Below are 17,728 nucleotides of genomic sequence, written 5' to 3' on the forward strand. Positions count from 1 at the left end.
ACAAAACTGACCATGATCTTAGTCGGTGGTAAAGAACAATAAGCCATATTATTAGGGCATGCCACTATTACAAAATATTTTATATGCTGAATTACCAACACGATCTATTGCCCCATTTGATTGGGGTCAATGTCTGTATCGAGTTTAACACTGTTGTTAATAACAACAGGTGTACCATTTTGTAATTTCAAGTCACCGGTGCTTACGACCAATTGACCTGCTTTAATGCCTTTCCTGATAACCGTGTAATTTCCCTGTTGCTCTCCGGTAGTTACGAATACCCGGTTTACAATCAACTGGTCGGTACCATCCTTATTTTTCTTCCCTTCTTTGCTTTTTTCAATGACATAGACAGCATTTCCATAGAGACTATACGAAATTGCTGTGGAAGGAACGATGATTGTATGGGGCTCTGCGGGTTGATCCACTTCAATAGAAGCAAACATGCCAGGTATAAATACAAAATTTCGTATTTTATTTTGTTTGTTTAATTCTGAACTACAGGCCACAATCAGCTTATCCCCTCTGACTTGTTTACGTGTTTTGACAAGTGGGGATTTGGTCGGATCTTGTATTGCATCAGCAGGGCAGTTCGGTAATAGAGCTTGTACTTGAACATTATGGGTAGTCAGGTCTACTTTAGAGTTTATTGCATGGATGATTCCCTCAAAGAGAATATTGGGAAATTCCTCGACACGGAAGGTCACAGGCTGGTTAAGATGAATTCTTTTGTAATATTGCTCTGGCAAGTAAAATTCCAGGTAAAGAGGATCCAGTGATTGTAAAGAAACTATGGAGGTTTGCCCGGGAGTGACGTATTGCCCCAGGTTTACCTGGCGGATACCCAGCCGACCAGAAAAAGGAGCTCCTATGTGTTTTTGTTTAATTTGTGCCTGAATCTGCTCCACTTTTGCTTGAGCCTGTTGTAAGTTGGCTTTGGCTTCATCAACACTTGAGCTTGGTGTAGCTCCGCGCTTAAACAGGTCGGTTTGTCGTTTGTAACTGAGCTCTTTAAGGGTCAATTCTGACTGGTTAAATTTGAGCAGGGCTTGATCGATGCTGTCATCAATAGTAATTAACGGCGCGTCTTTTTCTACATATTGTCCTGATTCAAAATGAATTTGAACTACATTACCAGAAGCTTCTGAGTTGACATCAACTCCGTTGATCGCAACGAAATTACCTACGGCGTCTATGGTTGGCTTCCAATCCACTTCTTGAGCAACGGCAGAAGAAACACTAACAGCAGGAGGCGCATAACTGGCGAAGAATTGTTTAATCATGTAAGCCTTAATTAGATTAAAAGCTATGATTCCACCGAAAACTACCAACAAGATTATTCCCATGATAGTCAGTCGCTTATTCATTATCTTCCCCTGTTAATGCTTGAAAAAATTATAATTTAGCAAATATAACATAAACATGTACTTTATCATCTTATTGTTTAAGATGACTTGTTATTTTTAATATTTTCTTAGTGGTTTACCCTTCTTCCCTAATCAAATTAAACTGTAATGAACTTTGGTTTTATGGGTACAAAAAAATCCTATTGACTAAATTGAATACTTTGGTACTATGCAGCTTCCATCTTACTAAGGGGAAGCTCATGAAGTTAAAGTCATTGTTATTTGTTGTATGTTTCAGTTTATTTTCTAACGTGTTTGCTGCAAATCTTCACTTACATCCCAAGGCTGATAATGCAGACAAGAAATCAATACAAAAGAGCGTAACTTATCCTGGTTACTGCCAAATTGAAATCATTAACCAAAGCTTCACAGATGTCCGTGTATTTGGTACGTTTGATGATGGCACAACTATAGATTTCAATATCTATCGTTATGAGTCACCTCATTACATAAGCTTGTTCTATAATTTCTATTGCCATAGTGGTATGTACATTACTATTACATCACCTTATTACACTATTTATTCCGGTTGGACCAATGTAAATAGCACCATCCGTGTTGTTCCTTACTTGAAAGAAGCTAAGGCTGAGTTGTCAACCAGATAATTCATAAAAATTCGGGAAAGCTCAATGATTCGGGAGCTTTCCCTTCCTTTGAGGAGTTGTACATGAAATACCTCATTCCCTGCGTTTTATTGTTTCCTTTACTTAGTTCCTGCACTGTTATCCAAGAAGATTTTTATCAGCCAGAATATTTAGGGCCTGCTCCTCGCGTAGAGGTGACTCCTTCTTATCCCCAGGGACATTATCATCGACATTACAATCAGCGATATCATAGTAATAATCGATACTATAGTGCGCCAAGAGGGAAGGTTTATTATGAGCATGCAAAATCTCAAGGACATGCTGTGGTAGTCACTCCACCCCCACCACAAGCCAGAGTTGAAGTTCAGAACAATGTTCACGGACATAATGCGAATAATGGTCAGGTGCATGGACATACCCAAGATAATGGTAATGCGCAAAGCCATCCTGATTCTTCTAATGTTCATGGACACGATAGTTCCAGTCCTGAGGAACAGAAAAAAATTCATGGCCATGGTTAACAATTTAAACTACTGAATACAGGACACTTTTTTCTTCCAAGAACTAAAATTGTACTATTATCTTCTTCGTATCCAGGTAATTTTTGTGATACTCTAATAACGTTTTTATCTTTAAGGAGCCTCTATGCGCGACTCACTTAAGATGTTATTAGTGGGATCCATATCGATGATAATTATTGCGTGTGCCGCTTCTCCTTTGTCGGAAAGTACAGGGGAATATCTTGATAGTTCAACGACTACTGCCAAAGTGAAGGCCAGTTTGGTCGATGAATTGGGGACTACAGGATTTGCAGTAAAAGTAAAAACATATAAAGATCAAGTGCAATTAAGCGGTTTTGTCGATTCTCAAAGAATAAAACAAAGAGCCGGAATTATTGCAGCTGGCGTAGATGGTGTAAAGAGTGTTCGTAATGACCTTATTATAAAAACAAGGTAAAGATAACCTTCCAACCAAGGAACATTCATGTTTGACGAAAGTTATACTATAAAAAATTTTGATGATGTTCTTTTTAAAGCAATTTCTGATGAAAAACGACGCCAAGAAGAACACATTGAATTAATAGCGTCTGAAAATTATGTCAGCCCGAGAGTATTGGAGGCTCAGGGTTCAGTGTTAACCAACAAGTATGCTGAAGGATATCCAGGCAAGCGATATTATGGAGGTTGCGAGTTTGTTGATATCGCTGAAGATTTAGCTATTTCAAGGGCAAAATTACTTTTTGGTGCTCATTATGTCAATGTGCAACCCCATTCAGGATCACAAGCAAACGCAGCGGTTATGATGGCATTATTGTCTCCAGGTGATACTTTTATGGGCATGGCTTTACCTCATGGTGGGCACTTGACTCATGGATCAAAGGTTAATTTTTCAGGTAAATTGTATCATTCTGTCGAGTATGGTGTTGATAGCAATACGGGATTAATCGATTATGATGCTGTGGAGAAACTTGCCCTTCAACACAAACCCAAATTGATCATCGCTGGTTTTTCAGCTTATTCCAGGATTCTGGATTGGGCCCGATTCAGAGAAATTGCCGATAAGGTCGGCGCTTATTTAATGGCGGATATCGCTCATGTGGCGGGTCTGGTAGCGGTAGGATTATATCCTTCCCCTGTTCCTTATGCTGATGTTGTGACGACAACAACTCATAAAACCTTAAGAGGACCTCGTGGTGGTTTAATTCTTTGCAAGGAAAATGAGGAAATTGAGAAAAAGTTAAATTCTTCTGTGTTTCCTGGTATGCAAGGCGGGCCATTAATGCATGTTATTGCAGCCAAAGCAGTGGCTTTTGCAGAAGCTTTATTACCTGAATTTAAAACCTATCAACAACAGGTTTTAGTCAATGCCAGAACCATGTGTACTGTGTTGCAAAGCAGGGGATATGATATTGTTTCTGGTGGTACTGATAATCATCTTTTGCTAGTGGATTTGATTAATAAAGAAATAACAGGTAAAGAAGCTGATGCTGCTTTAGGCAGGGCTAATATAACAGTCAATAAAAATTCGGTTCCCAATGATCCTCGCTCACCTTTTGTAACGAGTGGTTTACGCCTGGGTACTCCTGCTGCAACCACAAGGGGCTTTAAAGAAAGAGAAATTACTTTATTATCTAACTGGGTAGCGGATGTCCTTGATAATGTTCATGATGATACCAATATTTCAAGAGTGAAAACCCAGGTATTGCTTCTCTGTCGTGAATTTCCGGTTTATGCCTAATCATGTATTGTCCATTTTGCCATGCGGAAGAAACAAAAGTAGTGGATTCACGTCTGGTTGCGGATGGTGCTCAAGTTCGCAGAAGACGTGAATGTTTGGAATGTCATGAGCGGTTTACTACTTTTGAAACCGCCGAATTGATTATGCCATTGATTATAAAGCGTGATGGAAGAAGAGAACCATTTCATATTGATAACTTACGTTCCGGCATGTTGAGAGCTTTGGAAAAACGGCCTGTCAGTGTTGATGATTTGGAAAAGGCAATTATTTCTATTACTGAGGAAATTCGAAGAAGAGGTGAGCGAGAGATCGATTCCCAAGTGGTTGGCGAGTTGGTCATGAAGGAATTGTTCAGGCTTGATCATGTAGCCTATGTGCGTTTTGCATCTGTATATAAACGCTTTAAAGATGTTAGTGATTTTAGACAAACAATTGATCAAATGAAAAATGAAGATAAGGAAAAATCTTAGATAAAATAATGTGAAGGGCTCACTTTTCTTGTTGTTAGTAGAATAATATGAGGTAATTGTGGAAAAACAATCAATTCGTGGTAAAAGACGAGCTCGAAAATTTGCATTGCAAGCCCTTTATCAATGGCTAATGTCTGGTACAGATCTTCATGAAATTGAAGCTCAATTCAGAACAATTAATAATATGGATAAAGTAGATGGAGAGTATTTCTGCCGCTTGCTCTATGGCATTCCTGCCCATGTAGAGGCTTTGGAGGCCAGTTTAATACCTTATTTGGACAGAGAAATCAATGCATTGAATCCTATAGAGCATACTGTATTGAGAATCGGGTCTTTTGAATTGTTTTATTGCCCTGAGATACCTTATAAGGTCATTCTTGATGAATCAGTATCATTGACCAAAGAGTTTGGTTCACAAGAGGGATATCGTTACGTTAATGGAGTACTGAATAATTTGGCAAGACAGGTTCGGTCTGTTGAAATCAGTCTTGATAATGAATGAATTTACCCTGATTGATCATTATTTTAAATCCATTCCAATCAAGAGAAATGATGTTCTTTATGGGATAGGAGATGATGCTGCTTGCTTGCAGATTCCCGAGAGAATGCATTTCTTAGTCAGCACTGATACGTTGGTTTCAGGCATTCATTTTCTTCCGCAGTGGGATCCCTATGATATAGCCTGCAAAGCGGTAATGGTCAACATTAGCGACATGGCTGCCATGGGCGCACAGCCTTGTTGGGTAACCCTTGCATTGACCTTGCCGGAATTGAATCAAAGCTGGCTTGATCCCTTCGCAAGAGGAATAAAAGATTCCCTCAGTTTATATAATGTGGATTTGATTGGTGGAGACACGACTAAAGGCCCGTTATCAATCACCTTGACTATCATGGGGCTCACACCTCAGGGGCAATCAATCAGGCGCTGTGGGGCACAAGCAGGTGATGTCATTATGGTTTCAGGACAATTGGGGGCTGCCGGACTAGCTGTAAAATTGCTGGATGGGCATAAAAAAGTGAATGCAAAAGATAAAATAGAATTAATGAATAAGCTATTGCATCCGAAACCACGTGTGGATTTATGCTATTTGCTTAGAAAATATGCTACTTCAGCAATTGATATCTCAGATGGACTAAGCTCTGATTTAAATCATATTTGTGTGGCAAGTGGTGTAGGAGCCAATTTGTTTGAAGAAGCAATTCCCATGCATCCTTTATTAAATCAATATTGTCCTGAACAAGCCCTTGACTTGGCTCTTTCCGGAGGTGATGATTACGAATTATGTTTTACCGTTTCAGCACAACAGCTGGATTCTTTTAATCGGGAGCTTAAAAAGGAAAATCTGGTTTGTTTTCCCATCGGTGTAATAGAGGAGAAACCAGGATTAAGAATACAATCGGCTGGTAGTCCAAGTAAAGAGTTGCAACCTGGAGGCTATTCACATTTTTAAATCCTGCCTCTATAGTATGATAATAAAAATTAAAGACAAAATTCGATTCTAAAACGATGTGATAGCGATATTTAGGTTGAGGAGCAAACATGAACCAAGTCAATTTGGCAAATCGAGTATGGCAAGATCCCATTTACTTTATCGCTTTTGGTTTTGGTAGCGGATTGATGTCAATTGCTCCAGGCACATGGGGGACGTTAGCTGCGGTTCCGCTCTATTTGTTAATGATAAATGCCCACTGGAGCGTTTATCTGTTATGGACTGCCCTGGCGTTTGTTCTGGGGGTTTGGGTCAGTGATAAAGTGACAGAAGATCTTGGGGTACATGATTACAAAGGTATTGTGTGGGATGAGGTAGTTGGCTATTTATTAACTATGTTTTTAGCTCCCAAAGGAATATCATGGATGTTAACCGGTTTTATTCTGTTCCGTATTTTTGATATTTGGAAACCCCAACCGATACGTGCTATCGATCAAAAAGTCCAGGGTGGATTAGGTATCATGCTGGACGATGTTTTAGCGGCAGTTCCTGCCTGGTGCATCATGCAAATCCTGGTTTGGAGCTTTGCTTGATGAACGACAATCATAAAGAGCTGATTAGCATAGGGTTAACAGTCAGTATCGTTCTATTCTCGCTTTATATTGTTCATAAATTCATTCCTTCCATGATATGGGCTGCTATTATTGTTATAGCCACTTATCCTTTGTATACCAGATGGCGTAAATTATTTGGTAACAAACACAACACATCCGCATTCTTATTTACAACACTGATGGGCTTGCTGTTCCTGATTCCCTTGAGTTGGCTAATAGGGATCCTTATCAAAGAGTCTCAATTATTTATCAATTTTTTGCAGCATATTAACAAGGAAGGTGGAGCAGCACCTGAGTTTTTTAAAAATATCCCTTTGGTTGGGGATGATTTGATTCAATATTGGGATGTGAATATTGGTAAGCCGGGAAGCATCAAGGAATTTTTATCGAATTTGCATTTAACGTTAACCCCTACCAGTTATTACATCAAGCAAATTGGAGTCAATTTGGCTCATCGCAGTTTTCAAGTAGGATTTACCCTTTTAACGCTCTTTTTCTTCTATCGTGATGGGGATAAATTACTATTACAAATTCAGCATATAGGAGAATATTGTTTAGGTGACCGATGGTTCCGTTATTCCGACAGGCTTCCCAGCGCATTGCGAGGTACTGTGAATGGAACTATTGTTGTGGGTATAGGAGTAGGGATATTAATGGGTGTTTGTTATGCCTTGGTTGGGTTTCCAGCTCCCACATTGACTGGATTTATTACCGCATTGGCGGCGATGATACCTTTTGTTGTTCCCATTGTTTTTATAATAGTCGCTTTGATTTTACTTTCCGTTGGCAGTTTGATTGGAGGGATCATTGTTCTTGTTTGGGGAACTTTGGTTATGTTTGTTGCTGATCATTTTGTAAAGCCAGTTCTTATCGGTGGGGCGATACAATTACCTTTCCTGGCTGTTTTGTTTGGTATTTTGGGAGGAGTGGAAACTTTGGGTTTGCTTGGCCTGTTTCTAGGGCCTATGGTGATGGTTTTATTTGTGACCTTGTGGCAGGAGCCCCAAGGCCACAAGAGAACATCAGGTTGACTTGTCAAAGGTAAAGTTGACACCCACATTAAATGTGCTGAGTGTATATCGGCTGTTGTTAAAGTCAGACAGACTACTGGTCGTGAGAAAGCGGAAGTCCATAGCAAACCAGGCAAAATCATCCATCAGATACCCTACTCCTACAATGCCCTGTCCAGCTCCTGAGACCATGGTAGTGCTAAATCCAGCAGAAGCTGGCAGATTGCGGGGTGTTGTTTTTACAAAATTATTTCTGTTTTGAATACGTACCTGTCCTGCGCCTATTCCAATATAAGGTACATAAGTACTTTCCTGTACAGAACTGAAAAAATCATAATACAAATTGAGCAAGCCATAGAGTGCGGCACTGCTTCCATCATAACCTAGTCGATTTACTTCAAAAGCTGAAGGACAAACACCTGTTGGAGTTAGAACATTAGGACTTTGTAAAGTACAGGAACTTATTGTGAAAGGACCAGTTGAAATTCTGTTATAGAGTACCTCACCCTCTATGCGGTAGTGACTTATTTTATAACCTAAAACAGCGCCTCCTCCTCCAGAAACAGGACTATATTCCACATTGGCAGTAATGGTTCGATTGGGCTCGATAAATATGAGATCTTCACCAGAAGGGCCATGACTGATTTCACCAAATATTCCAACGTAGAAGCCTTGGGGCTGGTTGAAAGCAAAAGTTGAACCGCTTAATAACAAACCGGATAATACCGAGAGTTGAATTAACTTCTTCATTGTGCATCCTTACTTATAATTTCCTTGATCAAAACGGTATATTGCTCCCACGCTGGCTAAATGAGCCTGGTAGGTTTTTCCAAAATTACTCGAATTATCGGTTGCGATATAGCGGTAAGCCAAATTTGCTGCGTAATTTTCGGAGAAATTATAAGTTAATCCTACAGTTCCCTGGTAGGCAAAGGCACTGTCGTTGGTGGTAAAGTAAGACGGTCTAAAAGGACCTATGCTGTCAAGCTCTGCTCTAAGAGAGGCATAGCCGATTCCCAATCCAATAAATGGTGCTATGGCTGGTAACATATCAGGGCAATCATAGTAAATATTGGCCATGATAGTGTTGGCGGAAGTAAAACCGGTAACACCAAGCTGTGTGATAAAGTTAAGATTAAACTTTCTGGCTTCACCTCTGAGATAGGTGTATTCTACTTCATAGCGGATTGGGTTACTTTGATATCCTACTCGTCCCCCGGCGTTATAGCCGTTATTGTATCCCACTTCATCACGGAATACCCCATAGGCGAAATTGTATATGTTTGGGGTGATATAGGTATAACCCCCAAATGCGCTGGCATACCACCCGTCTACAGGTACTGCAGCAGAAGCAATACCAGTAGCTAATATAGCTGTTGTAAGTAATGTGATTCTCATGACATCCCTTTTTATTATTATTATTTTTTAACTGAATCATGTTAGCGGTTTGTCTTAAATTTGCAAGTTTTCTATTGTGCTTTATTGAGCAATTTAAATTTTAAATTTCAGTTAGTTCAATGATTTTGTTGCTTGTATAAAATTCTGATTAAGGTAAGATGAAATTTGGACAAGGAACAAGGAGCGTATATGCCACCAAAGGATGGAAAAGAATTATTGGATATAATCGACAATTTAAACGAATTTGCCGAAAAATTATTAAGTCGCATTGCTGATGAATCCGATGAAGGATGTAAGCAATTAGTTCATGTCTTAGAATCTGCCCGGGCACGATATAACAAACCCATTGAATCATGGCTTAAAGGTTGGTTTTACCAGTTTACCAGAAAACGCGGACAAGAAATTGATATGGCCATTAAAGGCATGGAAGCTTTCCCTGATGCCTACACTCGCTTGCAGGAGTTTAAGTTATTGGTTGGGAAAGGAGAGTGGGAACATGGATCGTTTAATTATTATTTATTTGATGAGCTTATCAAGTCAGTTCCAGGCTATAAACCATTAGAAAGTGAGTTAGTCCATCCAATTATTTTGAAGCTCAGACAAAAAATAAATAAAAGAATTGACGAGTTTATGTCGCAGTATCTGGCTACGCAAAAATTAATAGAAGCTCGAAAACAGGAACTGTTACAGACACATCAAAGTGCTCACAAATTTATCGATAATGTTTCAATTACCAATGACCTGGAAGCAGCTAAAAAAACAGCCAAAGAAAATAAGAGTGTTATACAATTTTGTTTGATTTTTGAAAGCAATATTTGGAAGCTTTCCTGGATAGATGCAACAGGGAAAGTGTATGCTTTGGAGCCTGGAGAAGAATTAATCCAAATTCTAATAGATGGAAAGATTAAGGATATCGTTAAGGATAATAATCTAAGTGCCTTGCATTTGAAGCATCTTAAACAGGAATGTATAAAAGCCAGAGAAATGCTTTTAGGACGAGTTCAACTACTCATTAATCCGAAAGATCTGAGAACTCAAGTTGAGTTGACTAATGATATGTTAAAAGAAAATGGTACTTCTGCTACATTTGTTTTGCGCGGTAAACCTAATGAGTATTCGCTCTGGTGGATAAATACATTAGGTCTTGCACATGAAATTTCATTAGAATCCTATGCATCAATGAAAACATGGTTAAATGATCAAAGTCATCCATTAAAGGAAGAACACATTTCTCAACTTAAGACTTATTTATTGAGTGTAAATACTATCAAGTCCATTGATGTCAAGGAAGACATGAAGGAATTTAAAGCTCAATTGCAAGAGTGTTTAGCTGCTGGACCAAAATCTAAAAAAATATCTCCTGTCAGTAGCGCAAGCAAAACGACCAATGCCAAAAAACTTGATTTGCGTTTATTTGGAGACGTTGAACGTTGTTTGAAGAATCAGTTAACTGAAAGGCAAGAAGAAAGGGTTGCTACACAAGAACCTGGTAAAATTAATTTAGATAAATATGAGAATATTGCTACTTTGTTTGGTAATAGAGCTAAAAACATGGAGCAACACGAAGGACAACCATCAAAACCAAATGATAATCCATATATAAGATCTATTTGATGTATAACTGTCAGTAGCTGCCTTGAATTTTATTTCAAGGCAGTTCAAATTCATTGATTAAAACCATTGGTGATAGGGTATCTCCAGTCTTTACCAAAGGCCAGATTACTTATCTTTATTCCTGGCGCAGCCTGACGTCTCTTGTATTCGTTACGTTTAATCAATTGAATGATTTTATTGACCACTTGAGGTTTAAATCCTTTGGCAATGATTTCAGAAGGGCTTAAATTCTGTTCCATATAAGCCATGATAATGGCATCCAGTTCACTGTATTCGGGTAAACTGTCCTGATCAGTCTGGTTTGGTTTTAATTCAGCAGAAGGAGGTCTGGTAATAACTCGCTTGGGAATAATCAATGATATCTTGTTTCTATATCTCACTAATTCATACACTTGGGTTTTTAGCACATCTTTTAATACGGCAAATCCACCCGCCATATCTCCATATAAAGTGGCATATCCTACAGCCGTTTCACTCTTGTTGCTGGTTGTAAGCACCATTTTTCCTGTTTTATTTGACAAAGCCATAAGCAGCATCCCACGTATTCTTGCCTGAATATTTTCTTCTGTGGTATCTGGTGACAACCCTTTAAAAACAGGATGAAGTGTTTCAATCATGGATTGAAACACAGGTTCAATCGGTATAATGGAATGTGCAACTTTAAGATTGCTTAATTGTTCCAATGCATCTTCATTGCTAATTGACGCGGTATATCGCGAAGGCATCAGAACAGCATGGACTTGCTCGGCTCCGAGCGCATCGACCGCTATTGCTAAAGTCAAGGCAGAATCAATACCACCTGAGAGCCCAAGCAGTACACCCGGGAAATTGTTTTTCCTGACGTAATCTCTGGTACCACAAACCAGTGCCTTATATATGAGCGCTTCTTTGTCGAGATATGGGGTGATTGATCCGTTTACTTTGTTACCGTCTATATGGACAGTGCATAAGCTTTCTTCAAAGGCGGGAGACAGGGCACGGATGGTGCCTTGATTGTCCATAGCCAAGGATTGCCCATCAAAAAGCAAATCGTCCTGACCACCTATTTGATTGACATAAATAATGGAAATACCCTGTTGCGCATAGGATTTTAAAAGCTCTTCTCTCAGCTGGTATTTACGATAATCAAAGGGGGAGGCGTTTAGACTGACTAAAATGGAAATACCACTTTTAAGTAAATCGTCTACAGGGCCTTTTTGCCATAAATCTTCGCAGATACAGAATCCTAACTTGTGATTTTTAATTGATAAAACACAGGGATCTTTTTTACCAGGAGTAAAATATCTTGCTTCATCAAAAACTCCATAATTTGGCAATTTTTGCTTATGATATTCTCTAATTTTTTGTCCTTGATAAAAAATGCTGAAGCTATTGTAGCAATCATCTGTGTGCATCATTGGATGTCCGACAATGACATAACAATTCTTGACGCTATCCTGAATATTCTGGAGATTGAGCATTATTTTATCATGGTATTCTTTACGAAAAAGCAAATCTTCTGCCGGGTAACCGGATAGAGTTAATTCGGGAAAAATAATCACATCATGGTTTGCCTGATGGTTTTGGATGACATCAATAATTTTTTTTGCATTCGCGTCAATAGCTCCAACTGTCGGATTAATTTGAGCCATCAGTACTGTCAAAGGTGCGTTCATGAAAATCTGTCAAGTAATTTGTATATTGGAATTGTAGCTTAGGGGACCTTGATATGGCTACAGATTAAGATGATGGTATTCACGTTAATTGACGAATTGTTTTTTCCGCTCCCTGATGGTCGAGGCTCGGATTATAGCTCATTCTGAGTCAGAGAGGGCTATAGTTCAAACCGAGCCGCGACCATCAGAGAGCGGGATAGCACAAACGCAATGCGAATAATAGAATCAACTCTTTATGACAGGATTAATATTCTATAATTGTCAAAAAGCGTAAAAAATGACTACAATATACGATTTTTCCTGGACAAACCCGCAGCATGTTAAATGAAGCAATATCAAAAATGCCAGAGGCTTTTGAAGCTAAAATATTGCTTCGTGGTGAAGAATACTTTCAAAAAGGCCAGGTGCTGAATATTCGCTTAAGTGACGGCTTGTTGAAAGGAAGAGTGAAGGGAAGCTCGAGTCAGATTTATGATGTCCATATGGATTTAAAATGGTGGCCTTCAAAACCTTCTCGATGTTCATGTTCTTATCAATATAATTGTAAACACGCTGCAGCTTGCCTTTTTGCATTACGAGACAGAGAAAAAATAAATCTGGAGTCACTGCCTTCTAATAAGCTAGACAGGAAATTGGATGTTTGGTTAAAAAATTTACGAGCGCAAGAAGCATCGGAAATAAAAAAGGAAGAGGCAACACACCATCTGACTTATTTGATTGATCTCAAATTGCGGGGTCATGAGCACAAGGTAAGCATTAAATTAGCTTTAGCCAAGTTATTAAAACGAGGCGGTTATGGAAAAAAAATAATCTTTAATACTCTGGCTAATTCAAAAAAACAACATTTTATGGGCGATGATAATGACATTGTGGCTCAATTGTTATTTAAATGTCATGTATCCGGCTGGTTTGATAATCTTTTAATTCGAAACACTGAGCTTCTTGATAAGATCATTGCAACCGGAAGGGCATTTTTTATTGAAAATGAAGATACCTCGATACAAAAGGGAGAGACTCTGACTGGTGAATGTCAATGGATTTTATCCTGGAATGGCAATCAGATTTTAAAGTTAAGGCATGATAATCAGAATATTGAGCCATTATTATTGGATGAAAGTTGGTATTTTGATATTAAAAATGCCGTCATGGGTCACTTAAATTCTCCCTATCCCATCAAACAACTCCGCCATTTGTTGGAAGCACCGCCTATTCCTCTTGATCAAGCCGAGTTATTGGCTAAAAAAATGTCTAAAAATTGCCCTGAATTCCCCATGCCCAATGTGTACAATCAAAAGGAAACGAAACAACTACAACCAGTTCCTGTTTTAATTCTCGATGCAGCAACCGAAGGGGAAGAAGACAGATGGATTGATGATGGAGAGGCAAATAATTCTCTTTATATAGCAAAAATCTTTTTTGATTATGAAGGATTACTTGTTCCCTTTGCAGAAGAGTGTGAAAAAGTTGTGTCTTTAAAAGGAGATGTATTAGTTGAATACCAACGTGATCAGGAATTTGAGGATTTAAAAATTGAAGAGTTGAAAAACTCTATTGATTTGAGACCATTTCATCAATGGGAAAAATATCATTGGAATTTACCCGACCACTCTTTTTTTATTTTAAAGGATGTACAAATCGTTTCAGACTTGGAAAGCCTTTACCATCAATCCTTACCCTACTTAAAAGTTCATGGATGGCGTGTAGAGTTTGCAAGCCCTTTTTATCAAGAGATTGTTTCTGCTGACGAAGTGGAGTGGTATTCCGATATACAGGAAAGTACAACCGATTTTTTTTCTTATCAATTGGGTATTTTGGTTGAAGGCAAACCAGTGAGTATTGTCCCGCTGGTTGCGGATTTGATTCAACGTTATAAAGGGAGTGATTTAGATAATTTGCCTGATGAACAGCTGGTCAAACTTCCATTGTTGGATGGTCGTTTATTGCAATTACCTATGGGGCGAATTAAGCCATTGGTGCGTTTGTTATTACAGTTTGGCTTGCGTCAAATTGATCAAAATCAGCAATTGCAGATTAATAAATATCAACTGGTGTTAATGCAGGAAGCTGAATTGGCTATTGCTGCAACCAAATCACGTTGGCAAGGTGCTGAATCATTAAGAGAAGAACTAAGGAAGCTCGTCAGATTAAATGATCTGCCAGAAATAAAAGTTCCAGCTGGTCTTCAAGCTCATTTGAGGGATTATCAACACTACGGGTTAAATTGGTTACAATTTTTGCGGACTAGTCGTTTTAATGGTGTATTAGCCGATGATATGGGGCTTGGCAAAACAGTGCAGACTCTTGCTCATTTACAATATGAGAAGGAACAATCTAGGTTAACTAGAGCCAGTTTAATCATAGCGCCTACCAGCCTTGTTGGTAACTGGTTTGCTGAAGCCAAGCGATTTACGCCGGAGATCAGAGTATTGATTTACCATGGAAGTGACAGACATCAGGATCATTTTGATGACTATGACTTAATTATTTCTACCTATGGATTAATCCAAAGGGACAAAGAAAAATTTGTTGGTTATCCTTTTTATTATCTCATTTTGGACGAAGCGCAATTCATTAAAAATGCACGGACAAAAACGACACAAATCATTCAGCAATTAAAAGCTTCGCACCGTTTATGTCTTACTGGAACTCCGCTGGAGAATAATTTAGGCGAACTCTGGTCTTTATTTCATTTTTTAATGCCGGGGTTATTGGGTGATGCCAAGCAATTCAGGCTTTGGTTCAGAACGCCTATAGAAAAATATGCCGATATGGGAAGAAGGGATTTGTTAGCAAAAAGAGTGCAACCTTTTTTACTACGCCGGACCAAAAATCAGGTAGCTAATGAACTACCACCCAAAACGGAGATAACTCGTACTATAGAGTTGGTTGGTGCTCAGCGAGATCTTTATGAGGCTATCCGCATGAGTATGGAGAAAAAGGTGAGAGATGCCATAGCAAGGCAGGGATTGGGGAAAAGTCATATATTATTACTTGATGCCTTATTGAAATTACGACAAGTGTGTTGTGATCCAAGATTGTTATCTATGTCTGAAGCGGAGATCGCTCACGGTACTTCATGCAAGCTCGATGCATTGATGGAATTACTTAATAATTTGGTTGAGGAAGGAAGGCGAGTGCTGGTATTTTCACAATTTACGTCGATGCTCAAGCTTATTGAGGAATTATTAATAGTCAAGCAATATGATTATTTGAAATTGACGGGACAGACACAAAACAGACAAGCGCTGGTCGAGCAATTTCAGCAAGGTGATACGCCAATATTTTTAATTAGTTTGAAAGCAGGAGGCACAGGACTTAATCTGACTCGTGCTGATACAGTGATTCATTATGATCCCTGGTGGAACCCTTCTGTTGAAGACCAGGCTACTGACAGAACTCATCGAATAGGCCAGGAAAGCCCTGTGTTTGTTTATAAGTTGATTACATCAGGTACTGTAGAAGAGGCGATTCTTGGTATGCAAGAGAAGAAAAGACAATTAGTGGAAGGGATCTTGTCCGCGGATGCTTCCAGGTCAATGATTTTGAGTGAAGAAGATTTAAATCAATTTTTTATGCCTTTATGAATAAAAATAACGGTTGATTATCCGCTCCCTTATGGTCGCGGCTCGGTTTGAACTAAAACCCGACCTGGTTCGAAGTGAGCCATAATCTGAGCCGCGACCATAAGGTCATACTCTTATACATAAGTATTAATCCATGTAAAATTCATATTTTTTATATGGAACTTACATGGCTAGTTGTGAATGGATTATTAATGAATCCAAGGAAGCGAACTTCGGTGATAAGCGGTTAGATAAGCGTTATGGAGATATCTTAAGCGGGTTACTTGGCTCACCAAATGCAAGCATTCCAACTACATTTCAAAGTTGGAATGAAACACTGGCAGCCTACCGGTTTTTTAACCATGTGAATGTAAATCCGGAATCAATTCTTTTACCCCATTCTGAAGCGACACTAGAACGTATAAAAGCAGAAAAGATAGTGTTAATTCCCCAAGACACAACAGAGGTAGAGTTTACAGGTAGAAAATCATTGTCAGGCATGGGTTATCTCTCCAACGAGAGAAGCCAGGGATTATATTTACATCCAAGCATTGCATTTACGCCAGAACGAGTTTGTTTGGGCGTAGTAGAAATGCAGCATTGGATAAGAAAAGAGATTGGTACGAGGAATAGTAGAAAGGGAAAGTCAATTGAGGAAAAGGAAACCTATTGTTGGCTTAAGGGCTATAATGCAGCGAATAAAATTGCACTGGCAGTACCCAATACAATGGTTGTCAGTATTTCCGATAGAGAGGGAGATATTTATGAGGTTCTTGAAAAACTTCCCTCCGAAGAAAATAAAGCCTATTGGCTTATACGTTGTCAGCATGATAGAGCTGTTTTGAATGAAGAAACAAATCAATTCGAGTTACTTCTTAAAAAAGAAGTTAGCAAAGCTTGTGTTCTTGGCACCATAGAGTTTGAAATTCCCGCAGGCACTTCCTATAGAAATTGCAAAAAAAGACATACTCGAAAAGCCCGTAGCGTTAGACAGGAGATTCGTATATGTAGTGTTTCTTTAAGGCCTCCTCGCCGAAAAAGCAAAAAATTGAACGCCATTGAAATTCAGGTTGTACACTGCAAAGAAATAAATACACCAGAAGGGGAGCAACCCGTTGAATGGTTTCTAATCACAAGTGTACCGATAAAAACACTGGATCGGGCAGTCGAAATTGTTAATTGGTATTTATGTAGGTGGTTAATAGAAATGTACATAAAAATTTTAAAGAGTGGATGCAAGATAGAGGAATTACGATTTGAAACTTACGAGGCTACTCTTAATTGCATCGCTTTTTATATGATAGTGGCATGGCGGGTATTTTATTTAACAATGTTGGGACGAACTTGCCCTGATATAGACTGTACAACAGTCTTTGAAGATAACGAATGGCAAGCCACTTATGCTATGGCAACAAAGAAAAAACCACCAAAAAAACCACCTAAACTTTATGAAATTATTTTAATGATCGCAAAATTTGGAGGACATTTAGGAAGAGGCTCTGATGGCTTCCCTGGAACAAAAGTCATGTGGATTGGTCTACAACGCATGAAAGATTTTACTTTGGCTTGGGAAACCTTTCATACATTGAGTTAGAATAACTTAGGTATAAGAGTATGACCATAAGGGAGCGGATAATGAATCTCAATGTTCACCACAAATATTTATTTAAAGATTTCTGTAGCAAAGTTATCTGTCATGGCTTATGCTTTATTACAAGCTCTTGTATAACTTGAACTTTGTATCCC

Annotated in this window: 16 protein-coding genes; 12 read left to right on the forward strand and 4 right to left on the reverse strand. The window is 38.8% G+C overall.

Annotated features, from left to right (window positions below; translation table 11 throughout):
- Positions 1-104 precede the first annotated feature (104 nt).
- Positions 105-1,367, reverse strand: coding sequence for an efflux RND transporter periplasmic adaptor subunit (locus tag EL201_RS03720; protein WP_027223764.1), 1,263 nt, complete (start codon positions 1,365-1,367; stop codon positions 105-107).
- A gap of 239 nt (positions 1,368-1,606) precedes the next feature.
- On the opposite strand from EL201_RS03720, the gene EL201_RS03725 reads away from it, so the two are divergent.
- The 9 genes from EL201_RS03725 to EL201_RS03765 all read left to right on the forward strand — a co-directional run bounded on the left by EL201_RS03725 (position 1,607) and on the right by EL201_RS03765 (position 7,773).
- Positions 1,607-2,011, forward strand: coding sequence for a hypothetical protein (locus tag EL201_RS03725; RefSeq protein ID WP_010946459.1), 405 nt, complete (start codon positions 1,607-1,609; stop codon positions 2,009-2,011).
- 62 nt (positions 2,012-2,073) lie between these two features.
- Positions 2,074-2,511 carry a hypothetical protein gene (locus EL201_RS03730; protein ID WP_027223765.1) on the forward strand — a complete coding sequence of 146 codons (438 nt, stop codon included), beginning with the start codon at positions 2,074-2,076 and terminating at the stop codon, positions 2,509-2,511.
- A gap of 124 nt (positions 2,512-2,635) precedes the next feature.
- Complete coding sequence (locus EL201_RS03735) at positions 2,636-2,947, forward strand: BON domain-containing protein (RefSeq protein WP_027223766.1); 312 nt, start codon at positions 2,636-2,638, stop codon at positions 2,945-2,947.
- A 27-nt stretch (positions 2,948-2,974) separates the two neighbouring features.
- Positions 2,975-4,228, forward strand: a complete 1,254-nt coding sequence (gene glyA, locus EL201_RS03740) for a serine hydroxymethyltransferase (protein ID WP_027223767.1) — start codon at positions 2,975-2,977, stop codon at positions 4,226-4,228.
- A gap of 2 nt (positions 4,229-4,230) precedes the next feature.
- Positions 4,231-4,698 carry a transcriptional regulator NrdR gene (gene nrdR, locus EL201_RS03745; protein WP_010946463.1) on the forward strand — a complete coding sequence of 156 codons (468 nt, stop codon included), beginning with the start codon at positions 4,231-4,233 and terminating at the stop codon, positions 4,696-4,698.
- 58 nt (positions 4,699-4,756) lie between these two features.
- Positions 4,757-5,200 (forward strand): transcription antitermination factor NusB, encoded by a 444-nt coding sequence (gene nusB, locus EL201_RS03750; RefSeq protein WP_027223768.1) that lies wholly within the window; start codon positions 4,757-4,759, stop codon positions 5,198-5,200.
- The gene (gene thiL / locus EL201_RS03755; RefSeq protein ID WP_027223769.1) at positions 5,193-6,149 is read left to right on the forward strand and encodes a thiamine-phosphate kinase; all 957 of its coding nucleotides are present in this window, start codon (positions 5,193-5,195) and stop codon (positions 6,147-6,149) included. The genes nusB and thiL overlap by 8 nt, the downstream gene beginning before the upstream one ends.
- Before the next feature lie 89 nt (positions 6,150-6,238).
- Positions 6,239-6,721 (forward strand): phosphatidylglycerophosphatase A family protein, encoded by a 483-nt coding sequence (locus EL201_RS03760; protein ID WP_027223770.1) that lies wholly within the window; start codon positions 6,239-6,241, stop codon positions 6,719-6,721.
- Positions 6,721-7,773: an AI-2E family transporter gene (locus EL201_RS03765; RefSeq protein ID WP_027223771.1), complete on the forward strand. Its 1,053-nt coding sequence runs from the start codon at positions 6,721-6,723 to the stop codon at positions 7,771-7,773. The genes EL201_RS03760 and EL201_RS03765 overlap by 1 nt, the downstream gene beginning before the upstream one ends.
- Here EL201_RS03765 and EL201_RS03770 read toward each other — a convergent pair.
- Together EL201_RS03770 and EL201_RS03775 are read right to left on the reverse strand one after the other, a co-directional pair.
- Positions 7,765-8,502, reverse strand: coding sequence for an outer membrane beta-barrel protein (locus EL201_RS03770; protein ID WP_027223772.1), 738 nt, complete (start codon positions 8,500-8,502; stop codon positions 7,765-7,767). The two genes, EL201_RS03765 and EL201_RS03770, sit on opposite strands and share 9 nt — an antisense overlap.
- Before the next feature lie 9 nt (positions 8,503-8,511).
- On the reverse strand, positions 8,512-9,150 hold the full coding sequence (locus EL201_RS03775) for an outer membrane protein (protein ID WP_027223773.1): 639 nt from the start codon (positions 9,148-9,150) through the stop codon (positions 8,512-8,514).
- Between the two features lie 165 nt (positions 9,151-9,315).
- Here EL201_RS03775 and EL201_RS03780 point away from each other — a divergent pair, with 165 nt between their 5' ends.
- Entirely contained in the window at positions 9,316-10,764 is a 1,449-nt protein-coding gene (locus EL201_RS03780; RefSeq protein WP_080273345.1) for a hypothetical protein, read from the forward strand.
- A 50-nt stretch (positions 10,765-10,814) separates the two neighbouring features.
- Here EL201_RS03780 and EL201_RS03785 read toward each other — a convergent pair whose 3' ends face one another.
- Complete coding sequence (locus tag EL201_RS03785) at positions 10,815-12,419, reverse strand: NAD+ synthase (RefSeq protein ID WP_027223775.1); 1,605 nt, start codon at positions 12,417-12,419, stop codon at positions 10,815-10,817.
- 317 nt (positions 12,420-12,736) lie between these two features.
- On the opposite strand from EL201_RS03785, the gene EL201_RS03790 reads away from it, so the two are divergent.
- Together EL201_RS03790 and EL201_RS03795 are read left to right on the forward strand one after the other, a co-directional pair.
- The gene (locus EL201_RS03790) at positions 12,737-16,003 is read left to right on the forward strand and encodes a DEAD/DEAH box helicase (protein WP_027223776.1); all 3,267 of its coding nucleotides are present in this window, start codon (positions 12,737-12,739) and stop codon (positions 16,001-16,003) included.
- A 166-nt stretch (positions 16,004-16,169) separates the two neighbouring features.
- Positions 16,170-17,576 carry an IS4-like element ISLpn6 family transposase gene (locus EL201_RS03795; protein WP_027223777.1) on the forward strand — a complete coding sequence of 469 codons (1,407 nt, stop codon included), beginning with the start codon at positions 16,170-16,172 and terminating at the stop codon, positions 17,574-17,576.
- The last annotated feature ends 152 nt before the right edge of the window (positions 17,577-17,728 follow it).

This window comes from Legionella pneumophila subsp. pascullei (assembly GCF_900637585.1).
GTDB lineage: Bacteria > Pseudomonadota > Gammaproteobacteria > Legionellales > Legionellaceae > Legionella > Legionella pascullei.